General features: G+C 68.0%; 11 protein-coding genes. 6 read left to right on the top strand and 5 right to left on the bottom strand.

Translation table 11 applies throughout. The annotated features are described in order from the left end of the window. Positions 1-75 precede the first annotated feature (75 nt). Together OHA25_RS14015 and OHA25_RS14020 are read left to right on the top strand one after the other, a co-directional pair. Positions 76-2832: a helix-turn-helix transcriptional regulator gene (locus OHA25_RS14015; protein WP_327587989.1), complete on the top strand. Its 2757-nt coding sequence runs from the start codon at positions 76-78 to the stop codon at positions 2830-2832. Between the two features lie 974 nt (positions 2833-3806). Next, positions 3807-4523 (top strand): sigma factor, encoded by a 717-nt coding sequence (locus tag OHA25_RS14020; protein ID WP_327587990.1) that lies wholly within the window; start codon positions 3807-3809, stop codon positions 4521-4523. A gap of 26 nt (positions 4524-4549) precedes the next feature. Here OHA25_RS14020 and OHA25_RS14025 read toward each other — a convergent pair whose 3' ends face one another. Continuing rightward, positions 4550-4975 carry a hypothetical protein gene (locus OHA25_RS14025; RefSeq protein WP_327587991.1) on the bottom strand — a complete coding sequence of 142 codons (426 nt, stop codon included), beginning with the start codon at positions 4973-4975 and terminating at the stop codon, positions 4550-4552. 530 nt (positions 4976-5505) lie between these two features. Between OHA25_RS14025 and OHA25_RS14030 the strand changes: the two genes are divergently transcribed. Next, the gene (locus OHA25_RS14030) at positions 5506-5775 is read left to right on the top strand and encodes a hypothetical protein (RefSeq protein WP_327587992.1); all 270 of its coding nucleotides are present in this window, start codon (positions 5506-5508) and stop codon (positions 5773-5775) included. 154 nt (positions 5776-5929) lie between these two features. Here OHA25_RS14030 and OHA25_RS14035 read toward each other — a convergent pair whose 3' ends face one another. From OHA25_RS14035 to OHA25_RS14045, 3 genes are all read right to left on the bottom strand, one after another. Beyond that, positions 5930-6919 carry an ArsR/SmtB family transcription factor gene (locus OHA25_RS14035; RefSeq protein ID WP_327587993.1) on the bottom strand — a complete coding sequence of 330 codons (990 nt, stop codon included), beginning with the start codon at positions 6917-6919 and terminating at the stop codon, positions 5930-5932. An 848-nt stretch (positions 6920-7767) separates the two neighbouring features. Continuing rightward, complete coding sequence (locus OHA25_RS14040; protein ID WP_327587994.1) at positions 7768-9450, bottom strand: TROVE domain-containing protein; 1683 nt, start codon at positions 9448-9450, stop codon at positions 7768-7770. Between the two features lie 782 nt (positions 9451-10232). Continuing rightward, entirely contained in the window at positions 10233-11303 is a 1071-nt protein-coding gene (locus OHA25_RS14045; protein WP_442942110.1) for an alkene reductase, read from the bottom strand. Between the two features lie 114 nt (positions 11304-11417). On the opposite strand from OHA25_RS14045, the gene OHA25_RS14050 reads away from it, so the two are divergent. The 3 genes from OHA25_RS14050 (at position 11418) to OHA25_RS14060 (ending at position 13915) form a co-directional block, all read left to right on the top strand. Beyond that, complete coding sequence (locus OHA25_RS14050; RefSeq protein ID WP_327587996.1) at positions 11418-11795, top strand: MerR family transcriptional regulator; 378 nt, start codon at positions 11418-11420, stop codon at positions 11793-11795. A 488-nt stretch (positions 11796-12283) separates the two neighbouring features. Then, positions 12284-13057: an oxidoreductase gene (locus tag OHA25_RS14055; protein WP_327587997.1), complete on the top strand. Its 774-nt coding sequence runs from the start codon at positions 12284-12286 to the stop codon at positions 13055-13057. A gap of 114 nt (positions 13058-13171) precedes the next feature. Further along, a complete protein-coding gene (locus OHA25_RS14060) occupies positions 13172-13915 on the top strand; it encodes an SDR family oxidoreductase (RefSeq protein ID WP_327587998.1) in 744 nt (247 codons plus the stop codon). Here the strand turns inward: OHA25_RS14060 and OHA25_RS14065 are convergent. Further along, positions 13902-14885, bottom strand: coding sequence for a LysR family transcriptional regulator (locus tag OHA25_RS14065; RefSeq protein ID WP_327587999.1), 984 nt, complete (start codon positions 14883-14885; stop codon positions 13902-13904). The genes OHA25_RS14060 and OHA25_RS14065 overlap by 14 nt on opposite strands. Between the last annotated feature and the right edge of the window lie 256 nt (positions 14886-15141).

A 15141-nucleotide genomic window follows, 5' to 3' on the forward strand; every position in this document is an offset into this window, starting at 1 on the left:
GGCCCGTGGGTTCCAGACGGCACCTATCGCGCGAAAGGGTCAATGGCTCTAACCTCGTTTCAGGGTGGTGGGGCCATGACAAGTGGTGCGGGGACGCATAAGCTCCGCGATCGGCGTGTGGAGTGCGCGGTCCTGGACCGGCTGCTCGCTGACGTACGCTCCGGTCCAGGGCGAGCCTTGCTGATCCGTGGTGAGGCAGGCGTCGGGAAATCGGCTTTGCTCGATTACCTCGTGGGGCGTTCGACTGAATACAGGGTTGCGCGTGCGGCAGGTGTCGAATCGGAAATGGAGGTGCCCTTCGCGGGTTTGCATCAATTGTGCGCGCCGATGCTGGATCTTCGCGATCGCATACCGGCTCCGCAGAGCGATGCGTTGGCCATCGCGTTCGGCTACAGCGTCGGAAGCCCGCCGGACAGGTTTCTGCTCGGAGTGGCCGTCTTGAGTCTGCTGGCGGTGGTGTCGGAGGACAGGCCGCTCCTCTGCGTCATCGACGATGGACAGTGGCTGGACCAGGCTTCGGTGCAGACATTGACGTTCGTCTCGCGACGGCTGTTCGCCGAGCGAATCGGTGTGGTGTTCTCGGTCCGGGAGCCGGCGGCCGGGCCTGAGTGGCGAGGCTTGCCGGAGTTGACAGTCGGCGGCTTGCCCGAAGACGACGCCCGCGCACTGCTGGACTCGGCCGTTCCCGGGCGGCTCGACGAACGGGTACGGGATCGGATCGTGGCGGAGACGCGGGGCAATCCGCTGGCCCTGCTGGAGTTGCCGCGGGGATTGACGGCGGCGGAGTTGGCCGGTGGGTTCGGGCGGCCGGACGTTCAGCCGTTGGCGAGCCAGATCGAGCACAGCTTCGCCCGGCGGGTGCGGTCGCTGCCGGCGCCGACGCAGAAGATGCTGCTGACGGCGGCGGCCGAGCCGCTCGGTGACATGACGTTGTTGCTCCGCGCGACTCAGCTGCTGGACCTCCCGATGAGCGCGGGGGCGTCGGCGGAGGCAGCCGGGCTGATCGAGCTGGGTTCCCGGGTGCGGTTCCGGCATCCGCTGGTGCGGACGGCGATCTACCGGGCGGCGACGCCTGCCGACCGCCGCACCGTGCATCGAGCTCTCGCCGAGGCGATTGACCCGGCTGTTGACCCCGACCGGCGCGCCTGGCACCGTGCACACGCGGCCGCCGATGCCGACGAAGAGGTCGCCGCCGAACTGGTCAGCTCTGCCGACCGGGCCCAGCGTCGCGGTGGTGTCGCGGCCGTGGCCGAGTTCCTGCGGCGCGCGACCGAGCTGACCCCCGACGCGGCGACGCGCGCGATCCGCGCCTTGTCCGCCGCCGAGGCCGCCCTGCGTTGCGGCGCCTTCGACGTCGCGCTGGCGCTGCTGCTCACGGCAGACGAGGGTCCGGCCGACGAGTTCCACCGGGCACTGGTGAATCTGATGCGGGCACAGATCGCCTTCGCCTCCGGTCACGACATGGCCGCGCCGCGTCTGCTCCTCGAAGCAGGCCGTCGGCTCGAGCCGCTGGACAGTGAGCTCGCCCGGGACACCTACCGCGACGCGATGGGGGCGGCCCTGCTCGCCGATGGTTCCGGTGTACTGGCGGTGGCGCGGGCGGTGCAAGCGGCGCCGAAACCGACGCGGCACCGGCCAGGCGATCTCCTGCTGGACAGCCTCGCCACGCTGTTCACCGACGGATACCCGGCCGCCGTACCGCTGGCGAAGAAGGCTCTGCGGGCGTTCCGCACCGAGGACACGTCCGGCGCGAAGGACCAGCCCTGGTTGTGGCTGGCGGGGGTCACCGCCGCCGACATGTGGGACGACGAGAGCTGGGCGATCCTGACCGAGCGGCACGTACGCGTCGCCCGTGACGTCGGCGATCTCAGCGCTCTTCCCTTCACCCTCAACTCGCTCGTGGTCGTGCGCCTCTTCTCCGGTGATCGCGCGGCGGCCGTCTCGCTGGTCGCGGAGATCCAGGCGATCGGGGAGGCGACCGGGGTCGCGCTGGCGCCGTACGGCGCATTGACGCTGGCAGCCTGGCATGGCGACGAGGCTGCCGCCGCCCCGCTCATCGAGGCGGGCCTGGCCGATGTGGTGGCCCGCGGCGAAGACAGCGGAGTCATGGTCACCCACTGGGCGCAGGCGCTGCTTCTGAACGGACTCGGCCGTTACCAGGACGCCGTCCCGGCGGCCCACGCCGCGACCGAGCATCCGGTGGAATCCGCCGTCGTCTACTGGGCACTGTCGGAGCTGATCGAATCAGCCGTTCGCAGCGGCGAGCCTGAGCTTGCGGCCTCCGCTTACGAGCGCCTCGCCGCGACGGCGCGAGCCAGCGGGACCGAGTGGGCGCTCGGTGTGCTGGCCCGAGCCGGGGCCCTGCTGGCGACCGACCGTACGGCGGAGGCCCTGTACCAGCAGGCGATCGACCACCTCGGCCGGACCCGGATCCGGATGGAGCTGGCCCGCGGCCACCTGCTGTACGGCGAGTGGCTGCGGCGGGAAAACCGGCGCGTGGAGGCCCGCCGCCCGCTCCGCACCGCCTACGACATGTTCACCGCGGCCGGCGCCAACGCGTTCGCGGACCGCGCCCGCTACGAGCTCGCCGCCGTCGGCGAGTCGCTCGCCAAGCGCGCCGCCCGCGCGAGCGACACCCTGACCCCGCAGGAGGCACACATCGCCGGGCTCGCCGCCAGTGGGCTGACCAACGCCGCGATCGGCGCACAGCTGTTCCTCAGCCCGCACACCGTCGAGTGGCACCTGCGCAAGGTCTTCGTCAAGCTGGGCATCACGTCACGCAGGCAGCTTCGCCCGTCGGACGTCGGTACCGGCCGGAAGAGCGCGGGCTAGGCACCGCGCTGCTAGTGAACGCTCGCCCTTGCGGCCCGCTCGATTCCTTTGGTGACGGTCCGCCAGGCGGGGGTTCCGGACGGCTCGTTGAGTGCGCCGATCGTGGCCGGTCGCTGGGAGGCCGCCACGATTGCCTTGTCTTGTGCGCTCAGGCCGGTCGCGAACGAGGCGAAGAAGGTCGGCTTCTTGAGGTAAAGGTCGGTGGCCGGGGTGAGGCGAGAGCGTGATGATCATCTCGCGTACGCGGCGTCGCCGGACAATGATCGCAGGGGATTGGCGACCGCGGCGACTGCGTACCCGTCGTAGTGAAGCCTCGCGACGACTTTGCTCCAGCTCGAGGCGTCTGCCCAGTCTCCGTGCACGAGCACGACCGTGGGGTTCGATGTCCCTGACCGGCTTTCCTGAGCGAGGGCGCTCTGCGCCGGGCTGAGGCTCATCAGGGCGAGGGCGACTGCGGCGAGGCGGATCGCCGCGGCGGCGGGTCGTCTCCCGGTGTGGAGGCTGCGTAAGGGCGGGGAGTCGTCATGATTCTTTCCTGTTCCGTGGGATGGGCCGGTTCCGACGGCCCGCAGGCCCGAAACGGTTCGGGTGGAGGACATGCCCCGTCCACGCGGTAGCCGAGGTCGGAGTCGGAGTCGAGCGCGTGATGGCCGACTCATGTGTAAGACCGGACATCGACCCGCCATGTGACACCCACCGCGGACCGGTGCCGGACATGCGGCGGGGCCGAGCTCCCGGCAGCGCCGTTTCCGCACCATGTGGGCGCACCCCTAGGTGCCGGCGACTGCGGATCAGGGTATCGACCACGGTCTACCCGGGGCGCGATAGAGGGGACCGCAAAGCGACCGTTGTCGCAGTGGCATCACAGGATGCCGTGTGCGAACGGAGCCGAGACCGTGACCATGAACCTCTTGGAGTCGCACAGAGACGACGCCGCGCAGACCAGTCCGACAATCTCCGCACACGATGACCGATTGATCAGCGAGTTGGACGCGGCCGCTTCGGTGTTCGTCACCACACGGCCGCGGCTCTTCGCGATCGCGCTCCGCATCCTCGAAGACGTGGGCGAGGCCGAGGACGTGGTGCAGGAGGCATGGCTCCGGTGGGAACGCGCCGACCGCTCGGTCGTCATCAGTCCGCCCGCGTTTCTTGCGCTGACCACCTCCAGGCTCGCCATCAATGTCACCCAGTCCGCCCGGAGGCGTCGCGAGACGTCCGGGGGCCCATGGCTCCCCGAGACGGTGGATCACAGCGTCAGCCCGGAGACAGCCGCAGAACGACATGAGGCGGTCGATGCGGCGGTCCGGCTGCTGGTGGAGAAGCTGACGCCCACCGAGTGGGCGGCATATCTCCTGCGCAAAGCATTCGACTACCCCTACCGGCGCATCTCCGAGGTTCTTCACCTGAGGGAAGACCAGACGCGGCAACTCGTGCGGCGCGCCCACGAACGCATCGCCACCGGGCAACGCCAGCCGGTGAACGCCGCCGCGCATCGGCGCCTTCTGCGGACGTTCCTCGCTGCGGCGCAGGCCGGGGACGTCGCCGAATTGGAAGAGCTTCTCGCTGCTGACGTTGCCCGCTACAGGTCCGACGACTGCGACTCGAGGGTGAGATCTGCCGCGAGCTGCCAGCGTCGGACCGCTGACCGGTCACATCGCCGGCGGATTCCCCACGGAGCCCATGAGAGCTGAGCGAGCTGGGGCCCCGACGCCGCCCGTCAGTGCTGGGCTTCGGCTCGCTCTCGGATCCCCCGTCCATTCACGGTGTGCATTCGAGTGATCAACCGGGTCTGCCCGCCGTTCAGCGGCATCAGGCGCCAGGCCCAGGTGCGGTTCGGTGAGCGCCACAGGAGCCATGACGGCTGAGTGAAGCCGTCGACGACGAACGCTGTGCGCTCGGAGGAATTCGGGCCCCACGGCAGCCACTGACCGATGCGGAGATCCTGAAGCTCCGGGACGATCTCCCGGATGCTGGGGCGAGCGAAGTCGTCCAGAAGGTCGTCGGCGTCCCAGCCGGCACGGCCGTACCCGACCTGGACCAGCCATGGCCACACGTGCTCCGACGACGCGTCGATGGTGATCGCGCGGGTGCAGCGGTACTGGGCTCGGGGCAGCAGGCCGTCGCCGGGCCTCGGCGCGGTCACTTCCGCAGGGGTGGCCCCCAGGTCAGGTGTCGACGTCGCAGGAACGGAGCGACGAGGAAGCGGGGCAGGTCATCGAGGACATCCCGGACTTGACCGGCCAGATCGGCCAGGGTCGCGCGAGGGCTCTCGGCAGAACCGAAACAGTTCGTCAACGCGAGACTGATCCGCCATAGATTTTGGGCTGGCAGCGCCTGAAAGATGACCCCACGGAGGTGAGAGGTCGGTCATCGGCCTTTTCCAGCGCCGTCTGGGGCTGCGCGAGCACAGGCACGTACAGCAATGTGATCAGGATAACGTGTTGAAAACTGATCCCGGCACCAGGAGTTCGCGGCCCTCATCGCGGATGGTGTTGGTCGCCAAAATTCGCACGACAAGCGTGGAGTTCCGCCTGGACGAGTTCAGCAGTGACCCAGGCATTGTAATTCGCCGGCAGCGGTTCCAGGTATTGATGGACATCGAGACGAATCAACAGATTGCCGCTTCCTGCCCCGCCGAATGTCACGGCCGTTTTAGCGGACACCTTCGGGCCGATGGGTGATCCGATAGAGCACGGCTATCGAAAGATCGGGGACCACTCATACGAAATCAAGGAAGGGCTCGGTGTCTTTCGTCTTAACTTTCCGGGCGATCTCGACCGGCGCACTTTCGAGGCCATCGACTCCGTTGACGAGCAGGTAAAGAGCCGCATCAGCGCCATCCTCATCGGTGGCAGCCCGGTGATCACGCCGGACATCCTGGAAATGATGGTTTCGGTCCCCACCGATGCGCGTACCAAATTCCTCCGTCCTGGAGGCAGCTGAAGAACGCAGGCCCCAAATCAAAACAACGAGCTCATCGATGGAGGGAGCACCGGCACGTGTCTCTGCATCAGCTCGATTTGGCAAGCGGGGCACCATCCCTCCCGGCCTACGCCTGCCAGCACGCTCAGCCCTGTCGTCATGAGGAGCCCGATCACTAACCATTGGTGTCCAACAGCGCACGACCGAGTTCGGTCAGGTGATGCAGTGTCCGGTTGTGGTCGCGATGGCTGGAGATCAAACCGGATTGTCGCAGGACGGTGGTGTGCTCGCTGGCCGTGGCCATGGAGATCCCCAGGTGGCGGGCCAGCGTAGTCGTGCTCGCCCCCTCGCGCGTGCCGATGACATCCAGCACCGCAGCCCGTGTCGATCCGATCAGCGCTCCGAGCGCGGTTGGCATCGTCGAGGCGCGCGACGGCAAGGCGTCCGGCCCGCGCACGACAGGGTAAATCAACACCGGCGGCAGGTCCGGATCGAACATCGTCAGTGGTCCGCTGACGCAGAAGTACGACGGGATGAGCAGTAATCCTCGGCCGTGAAGGTGAAGCTCCTGGTGACGGTGTCCGGGGATGCGAAGTTCGCCGGCTGACCAGGTCATCATCGGGCGCAGGCTGGCCAGCAGTCCTTCCACACCGCCATTGGCCAGGGCGAAGGTACGGATCCGGCGGTCTTTCCCCAGGGCGGCGTCGATGCTGCGTCGGTAGGGCATGACAGTCAGGTCGTAGCAGGCACGCATGGCCTCGGTCAGGTCGGTGAGTACGGCGGGTTCGCCGTCGGCCAGGCGTCGCGCGCTTTCGGGCAGCCGGTGCGTCGCAGCCAGGCGGCGGACGTCCCGCTTGAGCATCGGGATGGGGGTTGTGCGAAGCGCCTCAAGACCGTGATCCAGGCCATGTATCGCCTCGATGGGGTTGAGAAAGTCCGGGAAGTAGCCCACGTTCGGGGTCAAGGCCAGCAGCAGGCCCAGCACCTCTCCGAGCCTTGCGTGCCGTACCGCCTTGCATGACTCGTGGCGCCATGTGGTGAACAGCAGATCGCCTCGCTGTGGCCTGAGCATCTGCAGGCTCAGGACCAGCTCCCACAGCGGGTCCGGCCCGGGGGCGATCCTGGTGCGTGCGATGTCGTCGCTCGTGAAGTAGATCCTGAGCATGACCGGGCCCTCCGCAGTAGGGGGTGCCGAACTCTCTTACTGTTTCGTGTGAAAGTTGCTGTTCATTAGCATTTCTTGATGAAGTTCGCCGTTCAGGCCGCCAGCATCTCTTTTGTGTCCCAGGCCAGCTTTGCAGCGCTGTCGCGCTGGAGCGTTCCTGGCCCTGACCTGCCCTGAGCTGGGTGTTTCGGCCACAACCGAATGACATCGACAAGGGCGTGGCCCCCCGCGGACGATCCCAGAAAGCAACCGGGGGTTCACGATCGATGAGGGGATGACAATGCGTTCGATCATTCGGCTCGTGTTAGCGGCGTGCGTCGCGTTTCCTGTCTTGGGAAGCAGCCCGGCCACCGCATCCAGCGCCGCCGACTCCTGGCACCGGGATCCAATCCCGTACACGCTTCACGCAGGCTACGTGAATGGCGTGTGGCGGAACGTCGCCCGCCTTGGCGAAGGCGAATTGTACTGGACCGACTACGGGGCGAGGGTCACGGTCTCGTTCTGGCTCAAGGACTTCGCCACAGACGGGTACTGCGCGGCAGGCTGGGTCGACGAGTTCAGCTACGAGCCTGTGCAGACGCACACGCGTTTGGAGTGCAACGGCGTGGACAAGTGGGTTTCGGTAAGCCTCCCGTCCACCGGGCAGCGCATCTGTCAGATCACCGTTCGAGTGGGGCGTCAAAAGAGCAGTGGAGCTCTCCCACCCGGAAGCGCCGGACCCGGGTACACGGTAGTGGGTAGCTGGAGCAACCGCGACGGGTGCTGAACACCGATCGGGTGCGACACAATTAAAAAGGCCCGGTCATCTTCCACGCGAAGATGGCCGGGCCTTTTCGTCGTGCTCGGGGTTACGAGCGGATGAATCCGTTCACGATCAGCGGCAGCGACGCGTCCAGGCCCGCCACGTTCAGCACACCCGCGTCGGCAGGGTCGCCGATCGAGTAGCCCGCCGCCGTCATCGCCGCCACGACGACGCGGGCATCTGCGGCCACCGTGCGCCGGTAGGCGTCGAGCTCCTGCGACGGGTGAGACCGCCCGGCCCACGTCTCGTTGTCGGTGAACACCACGAAGCCGTCCACGGCCATCCGCTGGTCGCGCGCCCACCGGAACGGCAGCGACAAGTCGGTGCCGCCGCCGGACGGCCGCCAGCTCTTGATCTCGCGGAGGTTGGTACGCGGCGTCACCTTCGAAGCGTGGACACTGGTGTCCACATCGATGACATGCACGTTCCCCTTCTCGATGCGGGCGAGCATGACGGCCAGAGCGCAGCCGACCTCGTACGGCGAACCGATCGACGAACCGCCGACCACGACGCCGCGGCTGCCGAGCCAGTTACCCGACATCGACCCGGACGAGTCCACCGCGACCAGCAGTCGCCGGCCCGAAGGCTCGACGCTGCCGAACGACAGCTCGTACGTCTCCTCCAATGCGTCGAGGATCGCCGGGACCGGCGTCCACGTCTGCACGTCGGCGCGCGTGTTCGGCTGGGACCGGCCCGAGCCGTAGACGCGCAGCGCGAGGAAGGCGTCCATCGGGTGGATGCGCGCCCGAAGGAGCGCCCCCTGGTCGGTGAGCCGGGCGACCACGCGCCGGGTCGCGTCGTTCATCGGGCGCAGGGTGCCGATGCGGGTCATGCGGGACAGGTTGCGGATGAGCGCGGTCAGGCCGACCGTGTCGATCAGCGCCTCCCACACGCTCGGCTCGCGCAGCATGGCGTCGGGCAGGAACTCCCACGGCACCTTCCGCTCGGTCACGACGCGGATCGCGTCGCGCGGCGTGGTGACGGCCTTGGCGACCAGGAACCGGTCCACCGACTCCAGCACGTCACGCGCTTCGGCATCGGAGACGTTCCCGGCGATCCAGCCGAACAGCCGCGCCCGCTCCGGGCTGTCCGCCTTCGGGTGCGCGATGCGTAGCACGTCGCGCAGGTCGAACGCCTCGCCCTGCGGGATCTTCCGCTGGCGGGCCTTGCACACCTTGAACGCGACGGTGTCCGCGCGGTCCGACAGGAACCAGGAGGCGAGGGCGGTACGCAGCGACCGGCCGACGACCGGCGCGGTGCCGCGAGCGGTCGGCTTGCCGCCCAGGTTCTTGTAGTAGCCGAAGAACTGAGCGAGGTGGTCGGTGGTGCGCGCCACCTCCCGCAGCGCCGGCTTGGCCGCCTGGCGGGTGGCCGCGTCGCCGTTGGCGTAAGCGGCGGCCAGCGCGAACAGCGCCGGGCGCTGCTTCGGGGCGCGCGGCGGGCGGGCGGTCGAGATCTCCGTCAGCAGCTCGACGACGCGCGGGCCGTCCTCGGCGATCGCCTCGAACAACACGCCGGCGTTCTCGGCCGTCAGCTGATCCTGCGACACGTAGTAGGTGCCGCCCGTGGTGCCGAGGATCAGGAAGTCCTCCAGCTTGCGCCACAGGTCCTTGGCGAACACGTAGCCGCCCGCCGCGTTCTTCACCTGGTCGGTGCGTCCGGGCAGAGGCTGGGTCTGCGGGGTGGTGAATGCGGAAACGCTTGCGAGAGGGTCACGGTTGCGGGCCATGAAGGATCTCCAAGGTGTTCGACCCGCCAGGCGGCGGATGTGGGGGAGGACTTCGACCCTCCTCCCATGATTGTCAGCTTTGCCGGTGGCACGGATGTGGGGCTCCTGCCGGGTGCCCAGCCGACCTGGGCATGCCGGCCCATGAGTGGGCCAGAAAGGAGTCGAACCTTTACCCGTGTGGTAACCGACAGAATTCGACCCGTGCTCCCGGTAGGGCTGACGAGTGGATCGGTGTGGTTCGGAGAAGACACGGATGTGGGATGTTCACCGGCGTTTGGTGCTCTGCCATCTGAGCTACCGGAGCGTTGGCCCCGGGCAGGACTCGAACCTGCGACCTCCCCATTAAAAGTGGTAACCGACGAACTTCGACCCGTGCCCTCACCGAACCGCACCGAAGACCGTCGAGCCGGGAGCGGATACGGATATGAGAAGCGGCACCGGATGCGATCTTTTTTCGAGAAAGAGATAACCGACGCCATTCGACCCGTACCCGCTCCGAGCCCGACGGGATAGTGGATTTCGGAGGGGCTTAACTGATCGAAACCGTAGCATGGGAGGCCGATGAGAGCGCAAGTTCTTTTGCTTGCGCGGTCGCGCGGTAAGGCGTAAATACGCAGGTAGCGTCGTTGGTGATTAGTCTGGAGAACGATATCGGCGGGACGCGTTATCCGTAGATGAGGTGGCATGACGCTGGTGGCACGGCATCCTGATCATCGCGACGGGCACGCGGTCCAGACGGTGAGCGGGAACGCGTCGGGGCCGCCGAGGTCGGTAGATAGGCATCAGGCTGTGTACTGATAGGCCGGGTAGGTCAGGTAGCCGGTGTCGCCGCCTTGGTAGTACGTGGCCTCGTCGACGGGTGCGATCGGGAGTCCGTTGCGCAGTCGTTCAACCAGGTCGGGGTTGGCGAGGAAAGCGCGTCCGAAGCTGATGAGGTCAGCCCCCAGCCCGAGCCAGTGGTCGGCGTCGTCCCGTCCGGTCTGCTTGGGTGACATCGGAACCGACGGGTTCATGATGAGGGTGCCGGGCCACGCGCGGCGCAGGCCGACCAGAGTCTCCTCGTCGGTGGTCGCTTCGAGATGGACGTAGGCCAGGCCGAGGCGGGCGAGCTCGGTCAGCAGCGCGGTGTAGAGAGCGGGAGTGTCGGTCTCCCGCAAACCCCCGAACGTCGCGCCAGGGGACAGACGGATGCCGGTCCGGTGCGCGCCGACGGCCTCAACGGTCGCGGCAGTCGCCTCGACGGCGAACCGGATCCGATTGGCCACCGAACCTCCGTAGCGGTCCGTGCGCAGGTTGCCGTTGGAGGAGAGGAACTGCGAGATCAGGTAACCGTTGGCGCCGTGCAGCTCGACGCCGTCGAAGCCGGCGTCGATGGCGCGGCGCGCGGCCTTCGCGTATGCCTGGGCGTGCTCAGGCACTTCGGCCGTCTCCAGAGCACGCGGCGTCGGGGCGGGCTGGGGCCCGGTTGGAGTGAACACATCGCCGGCGGCGGGGATGGCCGAAGGCGCGACCGGGTGCATACCGGTGGTGTCGGGATGCGAGACGCGTCCGCCGTGCATGATCTGGGCGAAGAACCGGCCGCCGTTGGCGTGCACGGCGTCGGTCACCTGGTGCCACGCGGCGGCCTGCTCATCGGTATGCAGGCCCGGCGTACCCGGATTGGACTGCCCGACCAAGCTCGGCTGCACCCCCTCGCTCACGATCAGCCCGGCCGTCGCCCGCTGGGCGTAGTACGCCGCCATCGACGGCGTCGCCAGACCGCCGGCGGCCGCCCGGATCCGCGTCATCGGGGCCATCACCACCCGGTTGGGCAGCGTCAGGTCGCCGAGCTGGTAGCTGTTGAAAAGGGTCATCACAAGGACTCCTCGTTCAGTGGTGCCCAGGTCTCGGGCACGACGGTTACGCTAGAACCTCACATCCATGTCAGAGGCAAGATGTCGTGCCGCAGATCACAGCCGGGAGGCGATGTGCGCATCGGGGAGCTCGCGTCTCGGACCGGAGTCAGCGTCCGGTCCCTGCGCTATTACGAAGAGCAGGGGCTGCTCACCAGCACCCGCAGCCCCAGCGGGCAGCGGCATTACACGGACCACGAGGTTGAGCGGGTCACGTTCATCCAACGGCTGTATGCCGCAGGTCTGTCCAGTCGCACCATCGCCGAACTGCTGCCTTGCGTCGTATCGCCCAGCATGGAGAATTCCGACGCCGCGATGGAGCGGATGGCGCAGGAGCGCGACCGGCTCTCCGAGCACATCACCGACCTCATACGCACGCGCGACGCACTCGATGGGCTGATGGCCGCGAATCGAGCACATCGAGAGAGTCTGCGGACACCAGTGGCCAGCTGAACGAGCCCGGGTCGGTGACGCTTGCGGTCCCCAGACTTGTCTTACGCCACCGAGCGTCCGCCCGTGCCGTTGATCTTCGAGCACCAGGTACGGCTGTCCGCCGCGTGGGTCGTGGCCGCCACGGCGGTTTCTCGTCGTGCTCGCGGAGCATGCGCAGGACAGTCGCAGGTGAGGGATGCCTTGCCTTTGGTACGCGCCGATTGCTGCGAGGTCCCATCGCCTCCTACCGGGCATCCCAGTCCCAGGTGAGACGGCCACCACCACAAAAACAGTCACACCGTGAAAACAACAGTCTTCGCGGCATTGGGGAGCCCCCGACGTCATAGGAATCTCCTATGGCGTCCGCTGACATTTCGTCTTTGCCTCTCGTTCTTTTCCCGACGTACCGTGAATCCGCTCGACGAGGTGCACACCGCAATTTTTCGAAAGATTCACATCGGTCGTGTTACGTCGAGCGAATGAGCACGCAATCGAGAGGAATGGTTGGCATGACCACGTTCGAGGACGGATCTGAGACGCGAGAGCTCAAGGGAAAGCGAGCCCTGGTCACAGGTGGTTCCCGCGGAATCGGAGCGGCCGTCGTGCGCCAGCTGTTGGACGCGGGCGCCGAGGTGTTGGCCACCGCCAGGTCGACCACGTACACGGCGCCGGAGGGGGCCGCCTTCGTGACAGCCGACATCCGGACACAGGCTGGGACGCAGGCGCTGGCCGCGGCCGCGCAGGAGACGCTCGGCGGGGTGGACATCCTGGTCCACAACGCGGGTGGAGCGCGGGCCAACGAGGGCGCCAGCGCCATGACGATCCCTGCCGAGGACTGGCAGGACACGCTGGAGCTGAACCTCCTGGCGGCGGTGCGGCTGAACTCGATGCTGGCACCGGGGATGCGGGAACGGGGATCGGGGGCGATCGTGCACATCTCCACGGCCGCGCTCCTGCCGCCGCTGCCGGCGTTCGCGCACTACCAGGCGGCGAAGGCCGGGCTGGAGAGCTACAGCCGGGCGCTGGCCGCGGAGCTGGCCCCGTTCGGAGTCCGGGTCAACGCCCTGGGCCCCGGCAGGACCTCCACACCCGGCGGCGAGGAGACGCGGAAGCGGTGGGCGAGCGACGACGAGGAATCGGTCGCGACCGCCACACCCCCGCTCGGGCGCGACGGCCAGCCTGACGACATCGCCAACGCGGTGCTGTTCCTCGTGTCCGACCGGGCGAGCTGGCTCACCGGGACCTACTTCTCCGTGGACGGCGGCGAATTCCCCAGGAACTGACGCCGACGGCATTCAGCACTCCGAATTCGACACCAGGAATTCGGCGGCCCGTATTCGGAGCGAGAACCGGGCGCGCCGCCGAGCTGTCACATCAAAGAACGAAGGAATTCTGACGTGGAAAAATACAGCGACAAGAATGTCGTGGTCACCGGTGGCAGCAGCGGCATTGGGCTCGCGATCGCGAAGTTGCTGGCGGACGGCGGAGCCCGCGTGGCGATCACCGGCCGTTCTCAGGCCCCGCTCGACGCGGCGCGCGAGCGGCTCGGCGAGAACGTGGTGGCCTTCCGTGGCGACGTGTCCTCGCTGTCCGACCTGGACGCCCTGGCAGACCGTGTGAAGGCCGAGCTCGGCACGATCGATGCCCTGTTTGTCAACGCGGGCATCACCGTCCTCACGCCTTTCGAGTCGACGACCGAGGAGATGTACGACGAGCTGTTCGCGATCAACGTCAAGGGCGCCTTCTTCACCGTGCAGAAGCTCGCCCCTCTGCTGAGCGGGGGCGCCGGCGTCGTCCTCACCACCTCGGTCGCCGGCACCGTCGGCATGCTGGACACCAGTGTCTACGCGGCCGGCAAGGCGGCGCTGCGCTCCATGGCCCGTAGCTTCTCCCGCGAGCTGCTTCCGCGCACGATTCGCGTCAACGCGATCAGCCCCGGTCCCATCGACACAGGGATTCTGGAGCGCTCAATGACCAAGGAGGCCGCCGAGCAGTTCAAGGCAGAGCGCGTCGCGGACAATCCCATGCGGCGTTTCGGCACCCTCGACGAGATCGCCACTGCGGCCGCGTTCCTCGCCTTCGACGCGACGTACACCGCAGGCATCGAGCTCGCCGTGGACGGCGGAGTCACCCAGCTCTGACTGGCCCGTGAAGCTCACCGGCCCCAGCGCCTGACCGACGAAAGGAGGCGGAGCTGTCCCAGGTCTCCTGACGCAGGAGCTCGAGCAGAGCCGTCGCCGCCGGGCCCGCCTCGGACGGGACCACGGTGATGACAGGCTGGGACACGGCCGGGAACACCGGACGCGCGAGGTGCTCATAACCGCGGGGCACCGCGGAGGCCGGGACGAGCGTCACGCCCAGGCCGTGGGCGGCCCACCGCACAGCTGTCGCCGTCTGGGACACGCGGGCGACCGTGGCCGGGGTCAGCCCGTTGTCCCGCGACACCTCCAGCAGTACGCCGTCGAGTGCGCTGTCGCGGTCGAACCTCACCCACGGCTCCCCCTCCAGCTCGCGCAGCTCGACCCGGTCCGTGGCGAGCTGCCGGTGCCCGGCGTCCAGCACCACGACGAACTCCTCCTCGCCGAGGTGGTGGGCGTCCGCAGGGCTCCGCTGGCACGCCGCCATCAGGGCGAGGTCCACCGCACCCCTGCGGCACAGCCGCTCCAGCTCAGCGGAGCTCGACTCCTCGAAAACGGTGACCTCCAGCCGCGGGAAGCGGCGCCGCAGCACGCTCAGCGCACCCGGCAGCTGCCGCGTGCCGAAGCCCAGCTGCGCCGAGACGACCAGCTCGCCCACCAGGTCATCCGCACCGGCCCGCGCCGTTGCCCTCGCCCGCCGCGCCGCACTCACCGCGACCTGCGCCTCTCGCAGGAACGCCCGGCCGACCGCGGTGGGCACCAGTCCGGCCGGCGTTCGGGCGAACAGCGTCACGCCGAGGTCGCGCTCCAGGTTGCGGATCTGCTGGGACATCGACGGCTGGGCGACGTGCAGCAACTCCGCCGCCGCCGTCACCGAGCCCTCCGCCGCAACCGCCAGGGCGTACTCGAACTGGCGCAGGCTCATCGGCACCCGTTCCCTCCTGGGGTGGAGCGCGGTCCACCCGGTCGTCATCGTGTCCCGGAGTACTCACGTCAGCCGGATTCCACAACCGGAGGTGAACGTTCTTCAGCCCACCCCAATGCCCTCGCCTCAACGCACTCTCATCCCGAACCCTTCCCGGAGGGAGCACCGGCCAGTGACCGCTGCCCCCGAAGACGTCCGGGCAGGGGACGGCGGGGCCCCAGATCGGCCAACGCCGCCGACCATGGGCGAGGTTCTCCCCAGGTTCGCCGCGCTCCCGCCGTCGCATTCGGGGATTCGGCCGTCG

This window comes from Nonomuraea sp. NBC_00507 (genome assembly GCF_036013525.1).
Taxonomy (GTDB): Bacteria; Actinomycetota; Actinomycetes; order Streptosporangiales; family Streptosporangiaceae; genus Nonomuraea.